Below are 25,858 nucleotides of genomic sequence, written 5' to 3' on the forward strand. Positions count from 1 at the left end.
TGATGGGAGCCGTTGATGTTTCTGTAAGGCGTTAAGATGCCTTTGCCTCTTCTTTTGCATCTGGCAGTTTTGGTACCAGAACGGTAGGTTTGCTGTCCAGACGCGTCACCAGCAGCTGATCGATCTTGTAGTTATCGATATCCACCACTTCAAATTTGTAACCTGAATACTTCACCGAGTCGGTGCGTTTCGGGATTTTACGCAGCATGAACATCATAAAGCCGCCGATGGTTTCATAGTTGCCGGACTGCGGGAACTCGTCGATATCCAGCACGCGCATTACGTCATCAATCGGTGTACCGCCGTCGACTAACCATGAGTTTTCATCACGTGCCACAATCTGCTCTTCCAGACCCTGACCTACCAGATCGCCCATCAGCGTCGTCATAACGTCGTTGAGGGTGATAATCCCCACCACCAGCGCGTACTCGTTCATGATGACGGCAAAGTCTTCGCCTGCGGTTTTGAAGCTTTCCAGCGCTTCAGAGAGCGTCAGCGTGTCCGGGACGATCAGCGTATTGCGGATCTGTACGCCGCTGTTCAGCGCCATGCTTTGGTTTGCCAGTACGCGGTTGAGGAGATCCTTTGAATCAACATAACCAATGATGTGGTCGATATCTTCGTTACACACCAGGAATTTGGAGTGCGGATGTTCCGCCACCTTGTTCTTCAGGCTTTGCTCATCTTCATGGAGATCGAACCAGATAATATTCTCGCGCGAGGTCATTGAAGACGGGACGGTACGGGATTCCAGTTCGAACACATTTTCAATCAGCTCATGCTCCTGCTTGCGCAGAACACCCGCCAGCGCACCCGCTTCGACCACGGCGTAAATGTCGTCCGAGGTGATGTCGTCTTTACGCACCATTGGGATCTTAAACAGACGGAAAATGTTGTTTGCCAGACCGTTAAAGAACCACACCAGCGGGCGGAAGACCAGCAGGCAGAAGCGCATCGGGTTGATGATACGCAAAGCCACAGCTTCTGGCGCAATCATACCGATGCGTTTCGGGGTTAAATCCGCGAACAGGATGAACAGGCCAGTAACCAGCGAGAACGACAGAATAAAGCTTAACTGTTCGGACAGCTCTGGAGTGAAGTACTTCGAGAAAAGGCTGTAAAACGCCGGGGAGAATGCTGCATCACCGACGATACCGCCGAGAATGGCGACCGCGTTAAGGCCAATTTGCACGACGGTAAAAAACATGCCGGGGTTTTCCTGCATCTTCAAAACACGTTGTGCGTTTACGTTGCCTTCATCGGCAAGCAGTTTAAGTTTTATTTTGCGTGATGCAGCAAGCGAGATCTCAGATATCGAGAAAAACGCACTCACGGCGATCAGGCAGAGAATGACTAAAATACTGTTTAACATATCTTATCCGACCGTTCGGGTCAGATCCTCGGAAGGGAGAAGTTGATACTCGTCGTCTTTCAAGCTGCAGGTGCGTTAGCTGCACTCATTCACCCCAGTCACATAGTTCTCTATGCTCCTGGGGATTCACGAGTTTGCCGCCTGCCTGCAACTCGAAATCCTTAGAGTATAAATCCAATGGAATATTCATTGAAAACCGGCTCGTGGAAGTGAGCCGGTAAATTCAGAAGCTAGTATAGCGTAAGGTACTGTAAAGTCGCCAGAGGGGGAAATTATCCTTGTGGGGGCAGGCAAACACCAATACCACCAATGCCACAATATCCGTAAGGATTTTTGTGCAGATACTGCTGGTGATCGTCCTCGGCATAATAGAACGGGGTTGCCGTAGTGATTTCCGTGGTAATGGTGCGCTCGTCGCCTGCGGCGGTCATTGCTGCCTGAAAACGTTCAAGGCTGGCCTGTGCGGCGGCGGTTTGTTCCGGCGTTAACGGGTAAATGGCGGAGCGATACTGCGTGCCCTGGTCGTTCCCCTGACGCATGCCTTGAGCCGGGTCGTGATTTTCCCAGAACACCTGCAGCAGTTGTTCGTAGCTGATAACATGCGGGTCATAGACGATGCGTACCGCTTCGGCATGCCCGGTATCGCCAGAACACACTTCACGATAGGTTGGGTTTGGGGTGTAGCCGCTGGTGTACCCGGCCGCCGTGCTGTAGACCCCTGGCAATGACCAAAATAAACGCTCAACGCCCCAGAAACATCCCATGGCGAAATAAGCTATCTCCATACCGTCGGGCACGTTGGTCATCGAATGTTGGTTAACCGCATGCAGCGTTGCCACTGGCATCGGGGTGTTGCGTCCAGGTAGCGCATCTGCTTGAGTAACAAGATGCTTTCTATCAAATAAACTCATGGCCGTTCTCCCGAAATCAGTCATTTGGGTTAAGGTTGTAACGAGACGCGTCTTTGCCCACAATAAACGGCGTGAATACGTCTAGAGTTAAACATAAGAAATATTTGGGTTGTCGTCTGTTTTTCAACTCTTATTGTTGATTTTTTGTTAAGCCGAGGAACGGCATAGTATTTTTTTCCAGGGGTGGGAAAAAAGGATATTCAGGAGAAAATGTGCCATATATCCGTCAGTTATGTTGGGTGGGATTACTGTGCTTAAGTGGCTCCGCCGCCGCCGCGAATGTTCGCTTACAGGTCGAAGGATTATCAGGACCGCTGGAGAAAAACGTCCGTGCGCAACTGTCCACGATTCAAAGTGATGAAGTCACTCCAGACCGACGCTTTCGTGCGCGCGTTGATGATGCCATCCGCGAAGGGCTAAAAGCGCTGGGCTACTTTGAGCCGACCATTGATTTTGAACTGCGTCCACCGCCGGCAAAAGGCCGCCAGGTGCTGATTGCCAAAGTGACCCCCGGCGAGCCGGTGCTGATTGGTGGCACTGAGGTGATTTTGCGCGGTGGCGCGCGTACGGATAAAGATTATCTGGATCTGCTGAAAACACGCCCGGCAATCGGTACCGTGCTGAATCAGGGGGACTATGACAACTTCAAAAAGTCACTCACCAGCGTGGCGCTGCGCAAAGGCTACTTCGATAGTGAATTTAATAAAAGCCAGCTCGGGATAGCGCTTGAGCGGCGCCAGGCGTTCTGGGATATCGATTACAACAGCGGCGAACGCTATCGCTTTGGGCATGTCACTTTTGAAGGCTCGCAAATTCGCGATGAGTATCTGCAAAATCTGGTGCCCTTTAAAGAAGGTGAAGAGTACGAGTCGAAAGATCTGGGCGAACTGAACCGTCGTCTGTCGGCGACCGGATGGTTTAATTCCGTGGTCGTCGCACCGGAGTTTGATAAAGCCCGCAAAACCAAGGTGCTACCCCTGAAAGGCGTGGTCTCACCGCGAACCGAAAACACCATCGAAACCGGGGTCGGTTATTCAACTGACGTCGGGCCACGGGTGAAGACCTCGTGGAAAAAGCCGTGGATGAACTCCTACGGTCACAGCCTGACGACCAGCGCCAGTATCTCGGCGCCAGAGCAGGTGCTTGATTTCAGCTATAAAATGCCGCTGTTAAAGAACCCGCTGGAGCAGTATTACCTGGTACAGGGCGGCTTTAAGCGTACCGATTTAAACGACACCGAGCAGGATTCCACAACGCTTGCGGTTTCCCGTTACTGGGACCTCTCCAGCGGCTGGCAGCGCGCGATTAACCTGCGCTGGAGCCTCGACCACTTTACCCAGGGTAACGTCACCAACACCACTATGCTGCTCTATCCGGGCGTGATGATCAGCCGGACGCGTTCACGCGGCGGCCTGATGCCTGTCTGGGGCGACTCTCAGCGTTACTCTATTGATTACTCGAACACCGCCTGGGGTTCAGATGTTGATTTCTCCGTTTTCCAGGCGCAAAACGTCTGGATCCGCACGCTGTACGACAGGCATCGTTTTGTGATGCGCGGTAATCTCGGCTGGATTGAAACCGGCGACTTCGACAAAGTGCCGCCGGACCTGCGTTTCTTTGCCGGGGGCGATCGCAGTATTCGCGGCTATAAATACAAATCTATTTCGCCGGAAGGCAGCGACGGCAAGCTGAAAGGGGCCTCCAAGCTGGCAACCGGCTCGCTGGAATACCAGTACAACGTGACCGGTAAATGGTGGGGGGCGATGTTTGTCGATAGCGGTGAAGCGGTCAGCGACATTCGCCGAAGCGATTTCAAAACCGGTGCCGGGGTCGGCGTACGCTGGCAATCGCCGGTTGGACCTATCAAGCTCGACTTTGCCGTCCCGGTCGGCGACAAAGATGAACATGGTTTACAGTTTTACATCGGTCTGGGGCCTGAATTATGAGTTTATGGAAGAAGATAAGCCTCGGCGTGCTGGTTTTTATCCTGCTGTTGTTAGGCACGGTGGCGTTCCTCGTCGGTACCACCTCGGGCCTGCATCTGATCTTCAAAGCCGCTAATCGTTGGGTTCCGGGTCTGGAAATTGGTCAGGTCACCGGCGGCTGGCGGGATCTATCACTGAAAAATATTCGCTACGACCAGCCTGGCGTGGCGGTGAATGCTGGTGAAGTGCATTTGGCCGTGGGGCTTAACTGTCTGTGGGACAGCAGCCTGTGCGTCAACGATCTGGCGCTGAAAAACATCAACGTGGCGATCGACAGCAAAAAGATGCCGCCATCCGCGCCGGTTGAGGAAGAAGAGAGCGGTCCGCTTAATCTTTCCACGCCTTACCCCATCACGCTTTCGCGCGTGGCGCTGAACAACATCAATATCAAAATCGATGACACCACGGTTTCAGTGCTGGATTTTACCTCTGGCCTGAACTGGCAGGAAAAAACGCTGACGTTGAAGCCAACGTCATTACAGGGGCTGCTGATTGCTCTGCCTAAAGTGGCGGAAGTGGCACAGGAAGAGGTTGTCGAACCGAAGATTCAAAACCCGCAGCCGGATGAAAAGCCGCTGGGGGAAACGCTAAAAGATCTGTTCTCAAAACCGGTGCTGCCGGAAATGACCGATGTCCATCTGCCGCTCAATCTCAATATTGAAGAGTTTCGCGGCGAGCAGCTGCGTGTGACCGGGGATACGGATTTAACAGTACATAGTATGCTGCTGAAAGTGAGCAGCATTGACGGCAACATGAAGCTCGACGCGCTGGATATCGACTCGAATCAGGGAACGGTAAAAGCCAGCGGCACGGCGCAACTGACCGACACGTGGCCGGTTGATATTACGTTAAACAGCACGCTAAACATCGACCCGTTAAAAGGCGAAAAGGTGAAGCTGAAGGTCGGCGGTGCGCTGCGCGAACAGCTGGAAGTCGGCGTCAATCTGTCTGGTCCGGTAGATATGGACCTGCGTGCACAGACGCGCCTGGCAGAAGCCGGATTGCCGCTCAACATTGAGGTGGTAAGTAAGCAGGTTTATTGGCCGTTTACCGGTGAGAAACAGTTCCAGGCCGATGACATCAAGCTCAAACTGACCGGCAAGATGACCGACTATACGCTGTCGATGCGTACCGCCGTGAAAGGTCAGGATATTCCTCCGGCTACTATCACGCTGGACGCCAAAGGCAACGAGCAGCAGATTAATCTCGACAAACTCAGCGTTGCGGCGCTGGAAGGGAAAACCGAGCTGAAAGCGCTGGTGGACTGGCAGCAGGCGATCAGCTGGCGCGGGGAGCTAACGCTGGATGGTATCAATACCGCGAAAGCGATCCCGGACTGGCCGTCAAAACTGAATGGCCTGGTGAAAACGCGCGGCAGTCTGTACGGCGGAAGCTGGCAGATGGAGGTTCCGGAGCTGAAGCTGACCGGCAACGTGAAGCAGAACAAGGTCAATGTGAACGGTTCGCTGAAGGGGAACAGCTACCTGCAGTGGACGATTCCGGGCCTTCATCTGGAGCTGGGACGCAACAGTGCGGACGTAAAAGGCGAACTGGGGGTTAAAGACCTCAACCTCGACGCGACGATTGATGCCCCAAGCCTGGATAACGCGCTGCCGGGGCTGGGCGGTACGGCGAAAGGGCTGGTAAAAGTTCGCGGTACGGTTGAAGCGCCGCAGCTGCTGGCGGATATTACCGCCCGTGGTCTGCGCTGGCAGGAACTTTCCGTTGCTCAGGTGCGCGTCGAAGGCGATGTGAAATCGGCCGAGCAAATCGCCGGTAATCTCAACGTTCGCGTAGAGCGGATTGTACAACCTGACGTGAATATTGGTCTGGTGACGCTCAACGCCAAAGGCAGTGAAAAGCAGCATGAACTGCAGTTACGCATTCAGGGTGAGCCGGTTTCAGGGCAACTGGATCTTGCCGGGAGCTTTGATCGCAAAGAACAGCGCTGGAAAGGGGAGTTAAGCAATACCCGCTTCCAGACGCCGGTCGGTCCGTGGTCGCTCAACCGGGCTATCGCGCTGGATTATCGTAATCAAGAACAGAAAATTAGTATCGGGCCGCACTGCTGGAACAACCCGAATGCGGAGCTGTGCGTACCACAAACCATTGATGCCGGTGCAGAAGGTCGCGCGGTGGTGAATCTTAACCGCTTCGACCTGGCGATGCTAAAACCGTTTATGCCGGAGACAACCCAGGCCAGCGGTGTGTTCACTGGCAAAGCTGATGTGAGCTGGGATACCACCAAAGAGGGGCTGCCACAGGGGCAGGTCACCCTGAGCGGACGTAACGTGAAGGTCACGCAAAGCGTGAATGATGCCCCGCTCCCCGTGGCGTTTGAAACGCTGAATCTGACCGCCGACCTGCACAATAACCGTGCCGAGTTGGGCTGGCTAATTCGTCTGACCAACAACGGGCAGTTTGACGGACAGGTGCAGGTAACGGACCCGCAAGGGCGTCGTAATCTGGGCGGTAACGTCAATATTCGCAACTTCAATCTGGCGATGGTGAACCCCATCTTCTCGCGCGGTGAAAAAGCGGCAGGGATGATCAACGCCAACCTGCGGCTGGGCGGCGATGTGCAAAGCCCGCAGTTGCTCGGACAGCTGCAACTGAGTGGTCTGGATATTGACGGTAACTTCATGCCGTTTGACATGCAGCCAAGCCAGTTAGCCGTTAACTTCAATGGAACACGCTCAACGCTGGCGGGCGTGGTGCGTACGCAGCAGGGAGAAATTAACCTGAGCGGCGATGCCGACTGGAGTCAGATAGACAACTGGCGGGCGCGTGTTGCGGCTAAAGGCAGCAGGGTGCGTATTACCGTACCGCCGATGGTCCGCCTCGACGTATCGCCGGACGTGGTCTTTGAAGCCACGCCGAGCCTGTTTACTCTCGATGGTAACGTGGATGTGCCGTGGGCGCGTATCGTGGTACATGACCTGCCGGAAAGCGCGGTTGGGGTTTCCAGCGATATGGTTATGCTTAACAACAACCTGCAGCCCGAGAAACCGCAGACCGCCGGTATTCCGATCAACAGCAACCTGAATATCCACGTCGGTAACAACGTGCGTCTTGACGCCTTTGGTCTGAAAGCGCGTCTGACGGGCGATCTGAAAGTGGTGCAGGATAAGCAAGGTCTGGGACTTAACGGGCAAATTAATATCCCGAGCGGTCGCTTCCACGCCTATGGTCAGGATCTGATTGTGCGTAAGGGCGAGCTGTTGTTCTCCGGTCCGCCGGATCAGCCGTTGCTCAACATCGAAGCGATTCGTAACCCAGATGCCACCGAAGACGACGTGATCGCTGGCGTTCGCGTCACCGGTACCGCCGATGAACCGAAGGCGGAGATCTTCTCCGACCCGGCAATGTCGCAGCAAATGGCGCTTTCCTACCTGCTACGTGGACAAGGGCTGGATAGCGAACAGAGCGATAGCGCAGCGATGACTTCAATGCTTATTGGTCTGGGGGTTGCACAAAGTGGTCAGGTTGTGGGTAAAATCGGGGAGACATTTGGCGTAAGCAATCTGGCACTGGACACGCAAGGGGTGGGCGACTCATCTCAGGTGGTTGTCAGCGGATACGTACTGCCAGGTCTGCAGGTGAAATATGGTGTGGGTATATTTGACTCCTTAGCGACACTCACGCTACGTTATCGTCTGATGCCTAAGCTATATCTGGAAGCAGTGTCTGGCGTAGATCAGGCACTTGATTTGCTCTATCAGTTCGAGTTTTAGCAATGCGAATATTTGTCTACGGCAGTTTACGAACCAAACAAGGCAACAGCCACTGGATGACCAATGCCCTGTTGCTGGGAAATTTCAGTATCGATAACTACCAGTTGTACAGCCTGGGTCACTATCCAGGCGCGGTTCCGGGAAATGGAACAGTACACGGGGAAGTTTATCGTATTGATAACGCCACGCTGGCAGAGCTTGATGCTCTGCGTACCCGCGGCGGTGAATACGCACGCCAGTTAATTCAAACGCCGTACGGAAGTGCATGGATGTACGTGTACCAACGTCCGGTTGATGGCTTAACGCTGATTGAAAGCGGTAACTGGTTAGACAGAGACCAGTACTGATATATCGCCTACCAGAATAAACAACGCCGCCTTCGGGTGGCGTTGTTTATTAAAGGCTTAAAACTCCACGCGCGCGCCGAGGTTATAGCGGCGTCCTTCCACCTGCGCGGATTCATTCCATGCAGTCGTCAGTTTCGGATCTTCATCCAGCACGTTGTAGATCCCTGCCATCAGCTGCGTGTGCTTATTGAGCTTATAACGTACGCCTACGTCGACCATCGTGTAGTCATCGTACTTATAGTTATTGCCGCTGTTGCGGTTACTGCTGCGGTAATTCACCGTACTCCATACGTCCAGACTCTGCGTTGCCGCCCAGTTCAGCGACAGGTTCGCCATATGGCGCGGATAATCGTTGAGCGCGTAGCCTTTGTTTACGCCGCTTTTCTGTTCGCTATGGTTCCAGGTGTAGTTAGCGTTGGCTTTTACATCGGCGCTAATCTGCCAGTCGGCATTCAGTTCTATGCCGTACACGTCCGCCTTGCTGACGTTGAAGTATTTACTGACGGAGTCCGCCTTGTAGCCATTCACGGAGCACTGATTCGTCGATGTAGTTTCGCAAATGGTTTGTTCAGCAATTTTGTCTTTGAACTGCGTATAGAAGACGGTGCTATCCAGTGACAGCGCATTCCCCGTCCAGTAGAGGCCCAGCTCAGAGTTAACGCTTTGTTCTGGTTTCAGATCGTCGTTACCGACGGTCAGGAAGGGATAAGGTACGGTCGAGCCGTATGGGGTGACAAAGTCGCTGGATGTCGCACGCAGCTCAGGTTTTTTATAACCTGCGGAAACGCCGCCCTTCAGCGCCCAGTCATTGCTGAAGGCCCAGTTACCGTACATTTTCGGCGTAATATGTGTGCCAAAGTTATCATCCTGGTCCATACGCGCTGATGTGGTCAGGATGAAGTCGTCAATGCTCCAGCCGTCTTCAGCAAACAATGCCCAACCGTTACGGCTGATTTTTGTCACTGGCTCAGATCCGGGCAGCGTTTTGTTGGCCACATCAAAGCGGTCATTCAGCTCTTCGCGGGTGAAATTCGCCCCAACGGTCAGTTTATGGTTGTCGAGCGTGAAGGTGGTTTGCGAATTAGCGACGTAGTTCTCCATCTGTACATACTGCGGCGACTGGCCGTCATAAACGTACTTCGAACGGCCTTTTTCATAGTTTATGTAGTTGGTCGTTGCAATGGTGTCGTCGGCATACCAGCCGGTATGCGTTAAGGTGGCGGCGTTACGATCGAACAGCCATGACCACGGCGCGCCGCGCTTCTGGGTACGGTTTTTCTCCTGCTCACCGGTGACCACATTGAGGTCGAACAGGTTATTTTCGCTAGCGGCCAGGCCCAGCGTCATATCAACGGATTTACGGTTGTGTTTGCCGAAATAGTTATTGCGATCGTCATCGCGACGGTCGAGCCAGTCGGCCGCTACGCTAAGGCCGAGAACATCGGGCACAATCGGCCCCATGGTAAACAGATTCATCTGGCTGGTATTACCCAAATACTGGTGTTCCTGAAGCCAGGTATTGGCGGCAATTGCCGTCGTCCACTCTTTTGCGCCATACGGTTTTTTGGTAATCACGTTGACCACACCGCCGATGGCATCTGAGCCGTACAGCGAGGACATGGGCCCGCGGATAACTTCGATACGCTCAATGGCCTCCATCGGCGGTAAGAAGTTGGCTTCAGTACCGATGTCATGTCCGTAAGGGCGAGATTCACCGGTATTTTGTTTGACGCTGTTGACCATAAACGCGGTATAGGACGGGTCCATGCCGCGAATCATAATACTGCCAGCGTTCATACCGCTGCTGTTGGTGACCGAGACGCCAGGAAGGTTTTTAATCGCTTCACCAATGCTACGGTCCGGCTGAATATCCAGCGTTTTACGATCGATAACGGAAATGGTGGCCGGCGCTTCGCGCTTTTGCTGCGAGAACCCGGATGCGGTGATCACCATTTCATCTTCGCTATTGCGTGAGGTTTCGGTGAGTTCTTCTGCCTGAGTGGGGAAAATAACACCGCCTGAGAATGCAACGATCCCTGTCAGCGTAATAAGTTGACGCGTTTTCATAATATAGACACCTGAAAAGTAAAAAATAAAAGCATCACCTTGCAGCCCAGAAAAGCTGCAAGGTGTCAGAAGCGTTTTTAATTATTAATATTTGGAGAGGTCGATTTGCAGCACGTAGTCGGGCTTCACACCGGTCATTTTTTCCGGCTGTTTGACGCTGACATACAGGGTGTTGGCATCAGACGAGAGCGCCAGGCTGTTAGGTAACGCATTGGTTTCAATGCTTTGTTTTACCTGATAAGTCTTGCTGTCCACAATGCTGATGCGCTTTGCATTACGGTGGGTGATATACACTTCCTGGCGCTTTTCGTTATATATCACTGCCAGCGAGTTGATAACCTTAATGGGGGCAATAACCTTACCGGTATTAATATCAACAACCAGTACATCCGCTAAATCAGGATCGGTCAGGAATGCGCGATTATTTTTTGCATCCAAAGCAATATTCAGGAAAAAATGTTTTTTGCCTGGCTCAATACTAAAGCGGTTAATAATTTGATGGTTAGTGGTATCCAGCGTAATAAGTTCGTTGCGGCCATTTACGACATACAGGCGGTTCTTATTGGCATCTACGGCCATGCCGGTCGGATACTGGCCCATGTTTTCAAGGGTGGCGATTTTCTCGCGCTTTTGCGTATCCACCACCCAGACAATACCCTTTTCAGCCACGCCGGAAACGTACAGGCGGTGATGCTGTTTATCGAGCACCATTTCGCGGGTATGGACAATTTCTTTCGGGTTTTTGGCTTCGCTCAGTTGCAGTATCGCCAGCTCTTTACCGCTGCGGGTATCAATGAGCGTGACCGAACCCTCCAGCGTGTTGCCGACATAGAGCACCTGGTTTCCTGCATCCAGGGCAGTGGCAAAGGCACGACGGCTGGTTTCGATAACTTCAGTCGTGGTGAGCTTCTCCAGATCGAGTTTATAGATAAGCCCGCTGGTTTTATCTTTATCAAACGACGGCGACGAGGCAGCAAAAAGCGCATTCTGCTGGCTATCAACCGCCAGTTCATACACGCCGTTGCCAACGTCGCGGGTCAGAAAATCTTGCTCAGGTAGCGTCTGCGCCACGCTGGACAGGCTGGTAAATAACAGTGCTGTGGCGAGAGCCACGCAGGAATAGCGTTTCAGGTACTTCACATTGTGGAGGTTCATTGACTTTTATTCACATTTATTTACATACTGAGAATGATAATGAGATCTAATCTCATTCGCAATTAAGATAAATGAAATGTGACTACCCAATCTGGTAGGTGTTTATAGGCATGTTTTATGTGTGGGTATTTACAGCAAAAATCACGATAGCTCAGTTGACGTTACTGCAATGAGGTTATGTTAATCAATATATCTAATTATTCCTGAAATAATATTCTCCGTATTTATAGTTATAAAAAATTATTTAATTTGATCTGCCTGGCATAAATAATTTAACGCCATAGGCAATATTACTCAGGGTATAAATTTACTAACATGGAGGATAGTAATGGATGAGCAATATTGTTTATCTTAAACTTATTGGTGAACAACAAGCCGATATTTCTGATGGATGTGGCACAACTGATTCAGTCGGTAATTGTTGGCAACAGAATCATGTGAATGAAATATTTGTTTTTTCTCTGGTTGCAGGAGTAGCGAGTACAGGTAACGGTACGAATCTACAGAACTTAACATTCAGTAAGCAAATAGATAAAAGCTCACCACTATTAATGAATGCGATTAATAACAATGAAAACCTGTTTCTAGAGTTTTGGTTTTATCGCATAAATAGATATGGTCAATGGGAGAGGTATTATTATATTCAGCTCAGAGGTGCATCGATATCAAGCATTCAGATGAGAGTTATAAAAGACGAGATACATACAGAAACAATATCTGTTGATTATGATTATATTCTCAGTAAACATCTGATAAGTAATACTGAGTTTAGCTATCTTGCTCTGCCTGCGGAATACAATAAGTTGTTTGTTCCTGTGCCGAAACCCCAGACTCAAACCCTTAACAGCGCTGGTATAGGTCGACTACTGGCGGCAGGGGGGATTTATAACGGCAACATCGAGGGGTTCAGGGACACTGCAGAAAAATTGGGGGGTGATGCACCTATCGGTTTTAACCAGATAATTAATGACCAGACCAAGGGATTGCTGATTGCGGGGGCTTCAATAGCTGCAGGGTTAGGGATTGGTAAGTTGAGTACGGCTAGTGCGCTGGCTGAGATATCGAATTATAGTAAGATTCCACCCCTTGAATCCCCTTATTTAAAAGGGTTCACATCAGAGGCTGGAACATTACTCAATGCCAAACATGCAGTTATCGATCCGAAAAAAATGGCATCTTATGCTTTAAATCCAGAGCATCCTGTTGGGGGGAATAAAGCGAGAGTTTTCGAATCAGCTTTGGGTTTTAACCCATCTAATGCAGGGATCTTAGTTTCCAGAGTTCAGCAGGGAATCATATCTAGCTCCGCTGAGTTAGGGGCCTATGATAAATTTGGTCAAAGAATGTCCGTCGATATACCGATTATTGGGGTGAACGGAGAAACCGCGATAGTTCGTACAGGTTGGATGTATGAGACTGACTCGCTAGTGCCTCGTATGACGACCATCTATGTAAAATAGTAAGGCTAAATAATGAAATTATCACCTTTAGACGTTGTGTTTCTGAATGTTGATTTGCCAGGCGATGGTTTAACGAAGGGTCAGGTCGGTGCAGTTATTGATGTGTATTACTCACCGTCATTAGCTTACGAAGTTGAGTTTTGTGACAAAGAAGGAAAGACTATTGCATCTTTGGCTCTATCATCGGAGCAACTGACCAAAGATTTTACTTATATTCCGTGACCATATGACTGCGGAGAATATGGGGCTATGGTTTTATTATGAAAGAAAATGAGTTAAAAATCTTCTTGAGAAAGAAAAGGTATCAAAACCTCTCTATTCACTAAACGGAGGATTGCCTAATGAGTAGTTATACCTTGATTTTGAAGTTGATAAATGGATAGTTTATTACTCTGAAAAGTGGTAAGAACGAGAGTTGTCGAATTTATTATGGAAGATGATGCCTGTGATTATATGTATAAAGAGATTCAATCAATAAATGAAGTCAATTACATATCATGACTGGATGAATCACATACCAAGGGATAACAGTTTATTCGCATCTACTGATTGTTTAGTTTGTGGTTCTAAAGGTCTTTCTTATCAATACTTTGGGTTCGTAGATAGTTATGTTGGCTGGAGGCTCATTTGGTGTGAATCGTGTGGTCACGGAGTGAGAATTTCAAGAACACAAATACCGTTAGGAGAAAATGTATTAATTAATGAAAAGGAGCAGGATCTTTTTTTTGAAACTAAACCCTATCTGAAGTTAATGGCGTAATGTTATAAATGATTGCGAATATTGAATTTAACGTACTGAAAGTTATGGCTGAGAAAGACAAAGACTGGAATTGTTATCTTCTTGATCGGGTACTTTCTGTAAGAGATATTCCAGGTTTTGGTAATGTAGTCAGAATTGTTAATAGCTTGGCTGATCAGGGCCTTGTAGAAATCATTGATATCGAAAATGCTACTCAACCTGACTATCGAGTTACTGATGAAGGGCATGAGTATGTAAAAAACCATCATTCAGGAGATTAATAGCAGAATGACCAATGCCAGTCAGTGATTAATCGATTCCTTTCTTTCCGGTGTGCTATCCGCTTCAGAGTTTGATAAGCAATATAGTGTTGCCTGGCGAAATTATAGGGACTCTGATGATATAAATGAAATTGATGAAAATACAAAATTGTATGTAGATAGCGTATTTACAGCTTTAGATCTTTATTGTTCTGATCCTAAACTCAGAGATGACAATGATCTGGATGATTGTGCTTTGCTAAGTGAAGTCGCTTCTTTGAATAAGTGGTGGTGAGGGATCGATTGATCCGTATATGCATCACCACTCAGGGCGAGTCACTGCATCAAAAAAAGCCCCTCATAAAACGAGGGGCTTCAATCAGTTATGCTGACTTAGAAAGCGAACTTACTTCTTCGCGCGCTCGAAGGAAGCAACGATTTCAGCTTTAGCAGCTTCAGCGTTGTCCCAACCGTCAACTTTCACCCATTTGCCCGCTTCGAGATCTTTGTAGTGTTCGAAGAAGTGGGTGATCTGCGCTTTCAGCAGTTCCGGCAGGTCGGTCACATCTTTGATGTGATCGTATTCTTTGCTCAGCTTGGTGTGCGGTACCGCAACCAGTTTCGCATCTTCACCGGATTCGTCGGTCATTTTCAGTACGCCAACCGGACGGCAGCGGATCACTGAACCTGGCTCCAGTGGGTACGGAGTCGGGACCAGAACGTCTACCGGGTCACCGTCCAGAGACAGGGTGTGGTTGATGTAACCGTAGTTGCACGGATAGAACATCGCGGTGGACATGAAGCGGTCAACGAACAGGGCGCCGCTCTCTTTGTCAACTTCGTATTTGATCGGATCTGCGTTCGCAGGGATCTCGATAACAACGTAGATATCTTCCGGCAGGTCTTTACCGGCAGGGACGTTGAGTAAGCTCATGTCTGTTTCCTTTAAATAAGCTATGGCAAACAAGTGGCGGGTATTATAGCCAACTCGCGCGGAATGTCTCCGCTTGTTTTCGCTTTCTCTGCGTGCATTTTCTTCTTTTTACCTCTCTCTCGTGACAGAAAAATCCATATCTTCAGCCGCATTTTTCATAGTGAGATGAAAGCGATTACAAAGTTGTGATTAACGTTTTATTTACTTTTTTGAAGTGTGATGTAACGCAATCCGTTACATGCTCAATTGTCTATAGTTTTTTCGCAACGGTTAATTAACCAACAATAATCACCCTACGAGGACGCACTTATGTGGAAGCGCTTACTTTTAGTCACAGCAGTTTCGGCAGCCATGTCGTCTATGGCAATGGCAGCCCCTTTAACCGTAGGATTTTCGCAGGTTGGCTCTGAATCCGGCTGGCGCGCCGCAGAAACCAATGTGGCGAAAAGCGAGGCCGAAAAGCGTGGAATTACGCTGAAAATCGCTGACGGCCAGCAAAAGCAGGAAAACCAGATTAAAGCAGTCCGTTCATTTGTTGCCCAGGGCGTCGATGCCATCTTTATTGCGCCGGTCGTGGCAACAGGTTGGGAGCCGGTGTTAAAAGAGGCCAAAGATGCAGATATTCCGGTCTTTTTGCTCGATCGTTCCATCGATGTAAAAGACAAATCTCTCTATATGACCACCGTCACCGCCGACAACGTGCTGGAAGGTAAATTGATCGGCGACTGGCTGATTAAACAAGTGGACGGCAAGCCGTGTAACGTCGTTGAGCTGCAAGGGACCGTTGGGGCCAGCGTGGCGATTGATCGTAAAAAAGGATTTGCTGAAGCTATCGCTAATGCGCCAAACATCAAAATTATTCGCTCTCAGTCCGGTGACTTCACCCGCAGTAAAGGGAAAGAAGTGATGGAGAGCTTTATCAAAGCGGAAAACAACGGCAAGAACATCTGCATGGTTTACGCCCACAACGATGACATGGTGATCGGTGCGATTCAGGCGATCAAAGAAGCGGGCCTGAAACCTGGCAAAGATATTCTCACCGGTTCTATCGATGGCGTACCGGATATCTACAAAGCGATGATTGACGGCGAAGCCAACGCCAGCGTCGAACTGACGCCAAATATGGCTGGTCCGGCATTCGACGCGCTGGAGAAATTCAAAAAAGACGGCACGATGCCTGAGAAGCTGACCATTACCAAGTCGATCCTCTATCTGCCGGATACGGCAAAAGAAGAGTTAGAGAAGAAGAAAAACATGGGCTACTAAGCCTTCATGAAAATGCCGGGGGCGCTGCGCTTGCCCGGCCTACATTACGCTCTTTTGTAGGCCGGATAAGCGTAGCGCCATCCGGCGTGATGCAGGGGGAACCATGACCACCGACCAACATCAGGAAATCCTCCGCACCGAAGGATTAAGCAAATTCTTTCCCGGCGTCAAAGCGTTGGATAACGTGGATTTCAGCTTGCGTCGCGGTGAAATTATGGCGCTGCTGGGAGAAAACGGAGCCGGCAAATCGACGCTCATCAAAGCGCTGACCGGCGTTTACCATGCCGATCGCGGCACTATCTGGCTCGAAGGCCAACCGATCACCCCCAAAAACACCGCCCATGCCCAACAACTGGGGATTGGCACCGTGTACCAGGAAGTGAACCTGCTGCCCAATATGTCGGTTGCCGATAACTTATTTATTGGTCGTGAACCGCGGCGTTTTGGCCTGCTTCAGCGCAAGCAGATGGAAAAACGCGCGACGGAGCTGATGGCGTCATACGGTTTTTCCCTCGACGTGCGCGAGCCGCTGAACCGCTTTTCCGTGGCGATGCAACAAATCGTCGCCATCTGTCGGGCGATCGATCTCTCCGCGAAAGTGCTGATCCTCGATGAGCCGACCGCCAGCCTTGATACCCAGGAAGTTGAAATGCTGTTTGGCCTGATGCGACATCTGCGCGATCGGGGCGTCAGCCTGATCTTCGTCACCCACTTTCTTGATCAGGTTTATCAGGTCAGCGATCGCATTACCGTTCTGCGTAACGGCGGCTTCGTTGGCTGCCGTGAAACCCGAGAACTGCCTCAGATCGAACTGGTCAAAATGATGCTGGGCCGTGAACTGGATACCCATGCGCTACAGCGTGCGGGCCGCACGTTGCTGAGTGATAAACCGGTGGCGGCATTCAGCGGCTTTGGCAAAAAAGGCACCATCGCGCCATTTGATCTACAGGTGCGTCCCGGTGAGATCGTCGGTCTCGCCGGACTACTGGGATCCGGGCGAACGGAAACGGCGGAGGTGATCTTCGGTATTAAACCCGCCGACAGCGGAAGTGCGCTGATCAAAGGCAAACCGCAGACCTTGCGATCGCCACATCAGGCTTCGTGTCTGGGGATCGGCTTCTGTCCGGAGGATCGCAAAACGGATGGCATTATTGCCGCCGCTTCGGTGCGGGAAAACATCATTCTGGCATTGCAGGCGCAGCGCGGCTGGCTGCGGCCTATTCCCCGGAAAGAACAAAACGAGATTGCCGAGCGGTTTATCCGCCAGCTTGGTATTCGTACTCCGAACGCTGAGCAGCCGATCGAATTTCTCTCCGGCGGCAATCAGCAAAAAGTATTGCTCTCGCGTTGGTTACTGACCAAACCGCAGTTCCTGATCCTCGATGAACCCACGCGTGGGATCGACGTTGGCGCGCATGCGGAGATCATTCGCCTGATCGAAACGCTGTGCGCGGATGGTCTGGCGCTGCTGGTCATTTCATCCGAACTGGAAGAGTTAGTGGGCTATGCCGATCGGGTCATTATTATGCGCGATCGCAAACAGGTGGCCGAGATCCCCCTGGCTGAACTGTCCGTACCGGCGATCATGAACGCCATTGCGGCCTAAGGAGACTATGGTGATGCCTCAATCTCTCCCTCAATCCAATCCGTCTAAACGGCGGTTCCGTTGGCCAAAGGGGATGCCACAGCTGGTGGCGTTACTGCTGGTGCTGCTGGTGGATAGCCTGGTCGCCCCGCATTTCTACCAGGTGATTTTGCAGGATGGTCGGCTGTTCGGTAGCCCGATTGATATTCTCAACCGTGCCGCGCCCGTGGCGCTATTGGCGATTGGTATGACGCTGGTGATTGCAACCGGTGGCATCGACCTTTCCGTGGGGGCCGTCATGGCTATTGCTGGCGCCACTACCGCGGCGATGACGGTGGCCGGGCACAGTCTGCCGGTAGTGCTGCTTGCCGCCTTAGGCTCCGGCATTCTGGCTGGGTTGTGGAACGGGATTCTGGTGGCCATCCTCAAGATCCAACCGTTTGTCGCCACGCTAATCCTGATGGTGGCCGGGCGCGGGGTGGCGCAGCTTATCACCTCCGGGCAGATCGTCACCTTTAACTCGCCCGAACTGTCATGGTTTGGCAGCGGCTCGCTCCTACTATTCCCCACGCCGGTAATTATTGCACTGCTCACGCTGGTGGTGTTCTGGCTGCTGACGCGGAAAACGGCGCTGGGTATGTTTATCGAAGCGGTGGGTATCAACATTCGTGCGGCAAAAAACGCCGGGGTGAACACCCGCATTATCGTGATGCTCACCTATGTGCTGAGCGGCCTGTGCGCGGCTATCGCTGGCATTATCGTCACAGCGGATATTCGCGGGGCAGATGCCAATAACGCCGGATTATGGCTGGAGCTGGATGCCATCCTGGCGGTGGTTATCGGCGGCGGGTCGCTGATGGGCGGGCGCTTTAACCTGCTGCTGTCGGTGGTAGGCGCATTGATTATTCAGGGCATGAACACCGGGATTCTGCTGTCGGGCTTCCAGCCGGAACTGAATCAGGTGGTCAAAGCCGTGGTGGTGTTGTGTGTGCTGGTCGTGCAGTCGCAACGCTTTATCAGCCTGATAAAAGGAGTGCGTGGTCATGATAAAACGTAATTTACCGCTGATGATCACCCTCGGCGTGTTTGTGCTGGGTTATCTCTACTGCCTGACGCAGTTTCCCGCTTTTGCTTCCACCCGGGTCATTTGCAATATCCTGACCGATAACGCCTTTCTGGGCATCATTGCCGTAGGCATGACCTTCGTAATCCTTTCTGGCGGGATCGACCTTTCCGTTGGCTCGGTGATCGCCTTTACCGGCGTATTTCTGGCAAAGGCCATTGGCTATTGGGGCATTTCTCCGCTGCTGGCGTTCCCTTTGGTTTTGCTGATGGGCTGCGCGTTTGGTGCGTTTATGGGGTTACTGATTGATGCGCTGAAGATCCCGGCATTTATTATCACCCTGGCGGGAATGTTCTTCCTGCGCGGCGTCAGCTATCTGGTCTCAGAAGAATCCATCCCAATTAACCATCCGGTTTATGACACGCTCTCAAGCCTGGCATGGAAAATTCCCGGCGGTGGTCGCCTGAGCGCGATGGGATTGCTGATGCTGGCGGTTGTCGTCATCGGCATATTCCTGGCGCACCGTACGCGCTTTGGTAATCAGGTTTACGCGATTGGCGGCAACGCCACCTCTGCCAACCTGATGGGCATCTCAACCCGCAGCACCACCATCCGCATTTATATGCTGTCTACCGGGCTTGCGACGCTTGCCGGCATTGTCTTTTCCATTTACACCCAGGCGGGCTATGCGCTGGCGGGCGTTGGCGTCGAACTGGATGCGATAGCCTCAGTTGTGATTGGCGGAACGCTGCTCAGCGGTGGGGTCGGTACAGTGTTGGGGACGTTGTTTGGCGTCGCCATTCAGGGGCTGATCCAGACCTACATTAATTTTGACGGCACATTAAGTTCCTGGTGGACGAAGATCGCGATTGGCATTTTATTGTTTATTTTTATAGCGTTACAACGCGGTCTGACGGTGCTTTGGGAAAATCGTCAAAGCTCGCCGGTTACCCGAGTGGGTACGGCGGCAACACCAAAGTAACATCCTGATTTTGCACAAAACATTTAAATACCTAAACTTTTTCCGGTTGTAGTCGATAGGTTCTGTACAGGTCTGTTTTAACCCTACAACCGGAAATATAACGATGCCAAAATCCCTTTCAATTCGATCAAGTTTGTTGGTGTTATTGTCTCTGCTGACGTTCCTTCTGCTACTGACCGGTGGTATGGGGCTATATGCGTCTACCCGTGTCATTACCTCGTTGATTTATCACGGTATTATGAGCGCTGCAATGTTGGCTGCTATCGCATTGCTGGCGGTCATTTGGTTTATGCTGCGAAATAAGTTTCTCAAACCGTTGGATAACATGGTTGAGCAACTGGAACGTCTGGCAACGGGGGATTTGTCGCCGGTTACCGCGTTGTCGGCCAGCGCCGAATTCAACCGCCTGAACGCGGCAATGGATGACATGCGCCATGCGCTGGGCGACTCGGTACAGCGCGTACGCGATGCCAGTTCGCAAATTGATATTGGCAGTCGTGAACTGACGGCCGGTAACCAGCACCTGGCGCAACGCACTGAATCGACAGCCACTTCGCTGGAGCAGACCGCCGCCAGCATGGAAGAACTCACGGCGACGGTGAAACAGAATGCGCAGAACGCGGAACAGGCGCACCAGCTGGCAAAATCGGTGTCGGATACCGCCGATCGCGGTAGCGAAATGGTGTGCTATGTGATCGAGAAAATGCGCGATATTTCCGGCAGTTCCAGCCGAATCGCCGACATCCTCAGCGTGATTGATGGCATTGCTTTCCAGACCAATATTCTGGCGCTCAATGCTTCCGTTGAAGCGGCGCGAGCTGGTGAGCAGGGGCGGGGCTTTGCGGTTGTGGCAGGTGAAGTGCGTAATCTGGCCAGCCGCAGCGCCGAGGCGGCCAAAGAGATCCGTACGCTAATCAGCGATTCGCACACCCATGTGGGGGAAGGCAGTGAACTGGCGCAGCAGGCGGGCGAAACCATGGATGAAATCGCGACCGAGGTTATGCGTATGACCAAACTGATGCGTGAAATTGCCAGTGCGTCCCAGGAACAGAGTCGCGGCATAGAGCAGGTGAATATCGCGGTAATTCAGATGGATGAAACGGCGCAGCAAAACGCGGCGCTGGTGCAGCAGTCTTCAGCGGCTACCCGCTCGCTGGAAGAGCAGTCTTCAGCGCTAATCGAAGCAATGGCCGTATTTAAGCTACAGAAAGCGTAAGCAGACGATGGATTTTGTAGGCCGGATGGCAACGCTACGCGTTTTATCCGGCCTACGTCCGTGCGATGAATGATACTTACGCGTCCGGGAACTCGCGGATAAAGCGTTCTACATCTTCAACCATATGGTCGTTACCCACGAAGAAGGAGCGGCGCTGGTGCAGACTTTCTGGGGTGATATCCAGAATGCGTTCTTTACCATCGCTGGCTTTGCCGCCCGCCTGCTCGGCCAGGAAGGCCATCGGGTTGCATTCATACAGCAGACGCAGTTTCCCTTGCGGGTGGCTGGCGGTGCTTGGGTACAGGTAGATCCCGCCTTTCAGCAGATTGCGATGGAAATCTGCAACCAGAGAGCCAATGTAGCGCGAGGTATACGGGCGCTGGGTTGGCTTATCTTCTTCCTGGCAGAATTTAATGTACTTCTTCACGCCGTTCGGGAATTTGATGTAGTTACCTTCGTTAATGGAGTACGTGCTGCCTTTCGCCGGGAAGCGCATACGTTCCTGGCTGAGGCAGAATACGCCCAGAGAAGGATCGTAGGTGAAGGCATGTACGCCACAGCCGGTGGTATACACCAGCATGGTGGAAGAACCATAAACAACGTAACCTGCAGCAACCTGCTTGTTGCCCGGTTGCAGGAAATCCTCTTCCGTGACCGGTGTGCCGACTGGGGTTACGCGGCGGTAAATAGAGAAAATCGTACCGACAGAGACGTTAACATCGATGTTGGATGAGCCATCCAGCGGATCCATTAGCACAACGTATTTAGCGTGTTCACAGCCTTCAAAGACGACGATTTCATCTTCTTCTTCTGAGGCAATGCCCGCCACAATGTCGCGCGCCTTCAGTGCAGCTTTCAGTTTTTCGTTCGCGAACAGATCGAGTTTTTGCTGAACCTCTCCCTGCACGTTCTCAGCACCGCTGGCACCCAGGATATCGACCAGACCGGCCTTATTGATATCGCGGTGGATGATCTTGGCGCCCAGCTTTATTGCCGACAACAAAGCAGTGAGCTCACCGGTAGCATGAGAAAACTCGTGCTGCTTTTCGACAATAAATTCACCTAACGTTTTCATAACACTTTCCCTGCAATTTATGTGGAGTAAAGCGACCGCAACAATATTAACAAATATTTCCATTGCTGCGCTTAGGTGAATCGCGCCAGCAAACTGCGGAATATCCTGAAATGCGTTTCTCACTTGCCGGACATGTGCGTAAAATGGCCCCCAGATTAAAAAAGGATAGTGACGTATGCGCATTCATATTTTGGGAATTTGTGGCACTTTCATGGGCGGTCTGGCGATGCTGGCGCGCTCGCTCGGTCATGAAGTAACCGGTTCGGACGCCAATGTGTATCCGCCGATGAGTACCTTACTTGAGAAGCAAGGCATTGATCTGATTCAGGGTTACGATGCCAGCCAGCTCGACCCACAGCCGGACCTGGTGATCATTGGCAATGCCATGACCCGTGGTAATCCGTGCGTGGAAGCGGTGCTGGAAAAGAACATTCCGTACATGTCAGGCCCGCAGTGGCTGCATGACTTTGTCTTGCGCGATCGCTGGGTACTGGCGGTTGCGGGTACGCACGGCAAAACCACTACCGCCGGAATGGCGACCTGGATCCTCGAAGCCTGCGGCTATAAACCTGGCTTTGTGATCGGCGGCGTTCCGGGCAACTTTGAGGTTTCCGCGCGCCTCGGCGAGAGCGACTTCTTCGTGATTGAAGCGGATGAGTACGACTGCGCGTTCTTCGACAAGCGTTCTAAATTCGTGCATTACTGCCCGCGCACGCTGATCCTCAATAACCTTGAGTTCGATCACGCGGACATCTTTGACGATCTGAAAGCTATTCAGAAACAGTTCCACCATCTGGTGCGTATCGTGCCGGGCCAGGGACGCATCATCTACCCGGAAAACGACATCAATCTGAAACAGACGATGGCGATGGGCTGCTGGAGCGAACAAGAGCTGGTGGGCGAACAAGGTCACTGGCAGGCGAAAAAGCTGACCACCGATGCCTCCGAGTGGGAAGTGTGGCTGGACGGTGAAAAAGTCGGCGAAGTGAAGTGGGGCCTGGTGGGCGAACACAACATGCAAAACGGCCTGATGGCGATTGCAGCCGCGCGTCATGTTGGCGTCGTGCCTGCGGATGCGGCCAATGCATTGGGCTCGTTCATCAACGCCCGTCGCCGTCTTGAGCTGCGCGGTGAAGCCAATGGCGTGACGGTGTATGACGACTTTGCCCATCACCCGACGGCCATTCTGGCAACGCTTGCGGCACTGCGCGGTAAAGTGGGCGGCACGGCGCGCATCATCGCGGTGCTGGAACCTCGCTCGAACACCATGAAAATGGGCCTGTGCAAAGATGACCTGGCGCCGTCGTTAGGGCGTGCAGACGAAGTGTTCCTGCTGCAACCCCCGCACATTCCGTGGCAGGTAGCAGAAGTCGCTGAAGCCTGCGTTCAGCCGGCACACTGGAGCGGCGATGTGGATGCACTGGCAGATATGGTGGTGAAAACCGCACAGCCTGGCGATCACATTCTGGTGATGAGCAACGGCGGGTTTGGCGGTATTCATCAAAAACTGCTGGATGGTCTGGCGAAGAAAGCTCAGGCAGAAGAAGAGTAAAAAAATGCCCGGTGGCGCTACGCTTACCGGGCCTACAACGGATCGTAGGCCGGATAAGGTATTTGCACCGCCATCCGGCACTTTCGGCGGACGAAGAGGTTAGGCCTCGTTTTCCGCCAGTTCACGCAGATACTGGAAGATCTGGCGGGAAGATTTTGGCGGCTTGTTGCCCGCTTTTTCTTTCCTGGCGTTACGCACCAGCGAACGCAGTTGCTGACGGTCGGCGTCAGGCCACAGGTTCATCACTTCTTCGATAGCTTCATCGCTACCGTCAACCATACGGTCACGCAGTTGCTCCAGCTTATGGAAGACAACGACCTGTTGGTTGTGACGGTTTTTCAGCTTGTCCAACGCCTGACGGATAGGATCAACATCGCGCTGGCGCAACATTTTGCCAATCAGCTGCAGCTGACGACGGCGACCTTCCATCTTAATACGCTGGGCCAGCTCAATCGCGGCACGTAAATCCGCATCGAGCGGGATTTTATCCAGCGCGTTTTTCCCCAGTTTTACCAGTTCCACACCCAGGTGTTTTAACTCCTCGGCGTCACGTTTTATTTCACTTTTACTGACCCAGATAATTTCATCGTCTTCGTCTTCGATGTCATCACCGGGAACGTCGTCGAGCCAGTCTTCGGGCTGCTTAGTCATGTCAGGCTCCTTAAAAAAAGAGGCTAATGTTACCAGTTAAGATGCGCACTGAAAAACGGTTCTCTGTTAGACTTCAGAGAAACTCTCTCTACATTATGGCATTTGCGATGAAAGTAATCTCACAAGTTGAAGCGCAGCGTAAGATTCTGGAAGAAGCAGTCTCGACGGCACTGGAATTAGCATCAGGTAAGTCGGATGGCGCGGAAGTCGCTGTGAGCAAGACCACGGGTATTAGCGTCAGCACCCGTTATGGTGAAGTGGAGAACGTCGAATTCAATAGCGATGGTGCACTGGGGATTACGGTTTACCACCAGAACCGTAAGGGCAGCGCATCGTCCACCGATTTAAGCCCGCAGGCGATTGCACGCACCGTGCAGGCCGCGCTGGACATTGCACGTTACACTTCGCCGGACCCGTGCGCGGGCGTGGCAGATAAAGAACTGCTGGCCTTTGATGCGCCCGATCTGGACCTGTTCCACCCGGCGGAAGTTTCCCCTGACGAAGCTATCGAACTGGCTGCCCGCGCTGAACAGGCGGCGTTGCAGGCCGACAAACGCATCACCAATACCGAAGGTGGCAGCTTTAACAGCCACTATGGCATCAAAGTGTTTGGCAACAGCCACGGTATGCTGCAGGGCTACTGCTCCACGCGCCATTCTCTTTCCAGCTGCGTAATCGCAGAAGAAAATGGTGATATGGAGCGTGATTACGCCTACACCATTGGTCGGGCGATGGGCGATCTGCAAACGCCGGAGTGGGTGGGGGCTGACTGTGCTCGCCGCACCTTATCACGCCTGTCTCCGCGTAAGCTTTCCACCATGAAAGCGCCGGTGATTTTCGCCAATGAAGTGGCGACCGGACTGTTCGGACACCTGGTTGGCGCCATTGCGGGCGGCTCGGTGTACCGCAAATCCACCTTCCTGCTCGACTCGCTGGGTAAGCAAATTCTGCCGGAATGGCTGACCATTGAAGAACATCCGCACCTGCTGAAAGGGCTGGCGTCTTCACCGTTCGACAGCGAAGGCGTACGGACCGAACGCCGCGACATTATTAAAGACGGTGTGCTGACTCAGTGGCTGCTGACCAATTATTCTGCACGTAAGCTGGGGCTTAAGAGCACCGGTCATGCAGGCGGGATCCACAACTGGCGAATTCCGGGACAGGGTCTAAGCTTCGAGCAGTTGCTCAAAGAGATGGGCACAGGTCTTGTGGTTACCGAGCTGATGGGACAGGGCGTAAGCGGCATTACCGGCGATTACTCGCGCGGCGCGGCGGGCTTCTGGGTCGAAAACGGCGAAATTCAGTACCCGGTGAGTGAAATTACCATCGCCGGTAACTTAAAAGAGATGTGGCGGAATATCGTCACCGTCGGCAACGATATTGAAACGCGCAGTAATATTCAGTGTGGTTCGGTCCTGTTGCCGGAGATGAAGATCGCCGGGCAATAATATCCGTCATACTTCAAGCTGTGGCGTGAATTATTGAGGGTATCTGGCGTTTGTTT

General features: G+C 51.9%; 21 protein-coding genes. 14 read left to right on the top strand and 7 right to left on the bottom strand.

Going from position 1 to position 25,858, the window contains the following annotated elements:
* Positions 1-31 precede the first annotated feature (31 nt).
* Both paeA and msrA read right to left on the bottom strand, forming a co-directional pair.
* Positions 32-1,372 (bottom strand): polyamine export protein PaeA, encoded by a 1,341-nt coding sequence (gene paeA, locus OGX96_RS11275; RefSeq protein WP_003830418.1) that lies wholly within the window; start codon positions 1,370-1,372, stop codon positions 32-34.
* A gap of 272 nt (positions 1,373-1,644) precedes the next feature.
* A complete protein-coding gene (msrA, locus tag OGX96_RS11280; protein WP_198802566.1) occupies positions 1,645-2,283 on the bottom strand; it encodes a peptide-methionine (S)-S-oxide reductase MsrA in 639 nt (212 codons plus the stop codon).
* Positions 2,284-2,495: 212 nt separating this feature from the next.
* On the opposite strand from msrA, the gene tamA reads away from it, so the two are divergent.
* Genes tamA through OGX96_RS11295 form a run of 3 tightly spaced genes read left to right on the top strand, consistent with a single transcriptional unit; the run spans position 2,496 to position 8,349 of the window.
* On the top strand, positions 2,496-4,229 hold the full coding sequence (tamA, locus tag OGX96_RS11285; protein ID WP_137376967.1) for an autotransporter assembly complex protein TamA: 1,734 nt from the start codon (positions 2,496-2,498) through the stop codon (positions 4,227-4,229).
* Complete coding sequence (tamB, locus tag OGX96_RS11290) at positions 4,226-8,002, top strand: autotransporter assembly complex protein TamB (protein WP_079934466.1); 3,777 nt, start codon at positions 4,226-4,228, stop codon at positions 8,000-8,002. The genes tamA and tamB overlap by 4 nt, the downstream gene beginning before the upstream one ends.
* A gap of 2 nt (positions 8,003-8,004) precedes the next feature.
* Positions 8,005-8,349: a gamma-glutamylcyclotransferase family protein gene (locus tag OGX96_RS11295; protein ID WP_003025723.1), complete on the top strand. Its 345-nt coding sequence runs from the start codon at positions 8,005-8,007 to the stop codon at positions 8,347-8,349.
* Positions 8,350-8,406: 57 nt separating this feature from the next.
* Here OGX96_RS11295 and OGX96_RS11300 read toward each other — a convergent pair whose 3' ends face one another.
* Both OGX96_RS11300 and yncE read right to left on the bottom strand, forming a co-directional pair.
* Entirely contained in the window at positions 8,407-10,416 is a 2,010-nt protein-coding gene (locus OGX96_RS11300; RefSeq protein ID WP_020996258.1) for a TonB-dependent receptor domain-containing protein, read from the bottom strand.
* 84 nt (positions 10,417-10,500) lie between these two features.
* On the bottom strand, positions 10,501-11,571 hold the full coding sequence (gene yncE / locus OGX96_RS11305) for a 7-bladed beta-propeller protein YncE (protein WP_198802568.1): 1,071 nt from the start codon (positions 11,569-11,571) through the stop codon (positions 10,501-10,503).
* Between the two features lie 332 nt (positions 11,572-11,903).
* Here yncE and tssD point away from each other — a divergent pair, with 332 nt between their 5' ends.
* The 4 genes from tssD to OGX96_RS22600 all read left to right on the top strand — a co-directional run bounded on the left by tssD (position 11,904) and on the right by OGX96_RS22600 (position 14,325).
* A complete protein-coding gene (gene tssD / locus OGX96_RS11310) occupies positions 11,904-13,031 on the top strand; it encodes a type VI secretion system tube protein TssD (RefSeq protein WP_198802570.1) in 1,128 nt (375 codons plus the stop codon).
* A gap of 12 nt (positions 13,032-13,043) precedes the next feature.
* On the top strand, positions 13,044-13,253 hold the full coding sequence (locus OGX96_RS11315) for a DUF4926 domain-containing protein (protein WP_060682836.1): 210 nt from the start codon (positions 13,044-13,046) through the stop codon (positions 13,251-13,253).
* A gap of 546 nt (positions 13,254-13,799) precedes the next feature.
* Positions 13,800-14,051, top strand: a complete 252-nt coding sequence (locus OGX96_RS11320) for a MarR family transcriptional regulator (protein ID WP_198802572.1) — start codon at positions 13,800-13,802, stop codon at positions 14,049-14,051.
* 31 nt (positions 14,052-14,082) lie between these two features.
* The gene (locus tag OGX96_RS22600) at positions 14,083-14,325 is read left to right on the top strand and encodes a colicin immunity domain-containing protein (RefSeq protein WP_353622031.1); all 243 of its coding nucleotides are present in this window, start codon (positions 14,083-14,085) and stop codon (positions 14,323-14,325) included.
* Positions 14,326-14,436: 111 nt separating this feature from the next.
* Here OGX96_RS22600 and ppa read toward each other — a convergent pair whose 3' ends face one another.
* A complete protein-coding gene (ppa, locus tag OGX96_RS11325) occupies positions 14,437-14,964 on the bottom strand; it encodes an inorganic diphosphatase (protein ID WP_003025726.1) in 528 nt (175 codons plus the stop codon).
* Between the two features lie 309 nt (positions 14,965-15,273).
* Between ppa and ytfQ the strand changes: the two genes are divergently transcribed.
* From ytfQ to OGX96_RS11350, 5 genes are all read left to right on the top strand, one after another.
* Entirely contained in the window at positions 15,274-16,230 is a 957-nt protein-coding gene (gene ytfQ, locus OGX96_RS11330) for a galactofuranose ABC transporter substrate-binding protein YtfQ (protein WP_008786033.1), read from the top strand.
* A gap of 103 nt (positions 16,231-16,333) precedes the next feature.
* A complete protein-coding gene (gene ytfR / locus OGX96_RS11335; RefSeq protein ID WP_048215067.1) occupies positions 16,334-17,836 on the top strand; it encodes a galactofuranose ABC transporter, ATP-binding protein YtfR in 1,503 nt (500 codons plus the stop codon).
* 13 nt (positions 17,837-17,849) lie between these two features.
* Complete coding sequence (gene ytfT / locus OGX96_RS11340; RefSeq protein ID WP_003830397.1) at positions 17,850-18,872, top strand: galactofuranose ABC transporter, ATP-binding protein YtfT; 1,023 nt, start codon at positions 17,850-17,852, stop codon at positions 18,870-18,872.
* Entirely contained in the window at positions 18,859-19,860 is a 1,002-nt protein-coding gene (gene yjfF, locus OGX96_RS11345; RefSeq protein WP_008786036.1) for a galactofuranose ABC transporter, permease protein YjfF, read from the top strand. The genes ytfT and yjfF overlap by 14 nt, the downstream gene beginning before the upstream one ends.
* Before the next feature lie 103 nt (positions 19,861-19,963).
* Entirely contained in the window at positions 19,964-21,076 is a 1,113-nt protein-coding gene (locus tag OGX96_RS11350) for a methyl-accepting chemotaxis protein (protein ID WP_008786037.1), read from the top strand.
* A 76-nt stretch (positions 21,077-21,152) separates the two neighbouring features.
* Here the strand turns inward: OGX96_RS11350 and fbp are convergent, their stop codons facing one another.
* Complete coding sequence (gene fbp, locus OGX96_RS11355; RefSeq protein ID WP_003830390.1) at positions 21,153-22,151, bottom strand: class 1 fructose-bisphosphatase; 999 nt, start codon at positions 22,149-22,151, stop codon at positions 21,153-21,155.
* A 175-nt stretch (positions 22,152-22,326) separates the two neighbouring features.
* Between fbp and mpl the strand changes: the two genes are divergently transcribed.
* Positions 22,327-23,703 carry a UDP-N-acetylmuramate:L-alanyl-gamma-D-glutamyl-meso-diaminopimelate ligase gene (gene mpl, locus OGX96_RS11360; protein ID WP_286583047.1) on the top strand — a complete coding sequence of 459 codons (1,377 nt, stop codon included), beginning with the start codon at positions 22,327-22,329 and terminating at the stop codon, positions 23,701-23,703.
* Between the two features lie 99 nt (positions 23,704-23,802).
* On the opposite strand, the gene yjgA is transcribed toward mpl, so the two are convergent.
* A complete protein-coding gene (gene yjgA / locus OGX96_RS11365; protein WP_008786039.1) occupies positions 23,803-24,354 on the bottom strand; it encodes a ribosome biogenesis factor YjgA in 552 nt (183 codons plus the stop codon).
* A 95-nt stretch (positions 24,355-24,449) separates the two neighbouring features.
* Here yjgA and pmbA point away from each other — a divergent pair, with 95 nt between their 5' ends.
* Positions 24,450-25,802 carry a metalloprotease PmbA gene (gene pmbA / locus OGX96_RS11370; protein WP_003830385.1) on the top strand — a complete coding sequence of 451 codons (1,353 nt, stop codon included), beginning with the start codon at positions 24,450-24,452 and terminating at the stop codon, positions 25,800-25,802.
* Positions 25,803-25,858: the final 56 nt, after the last annotated feature.

Source organism: Citrobacter sp. Cpo100, from assembly GCF_030332595.1.
GTDB classification, from domain to species: domain Bacteria; phylum Pseudomonadota; class Gammaproteobacteria; order Enterobacterales; family Enterobacteriaceae; genus Citrobacter; species Citrobacter portucalensis.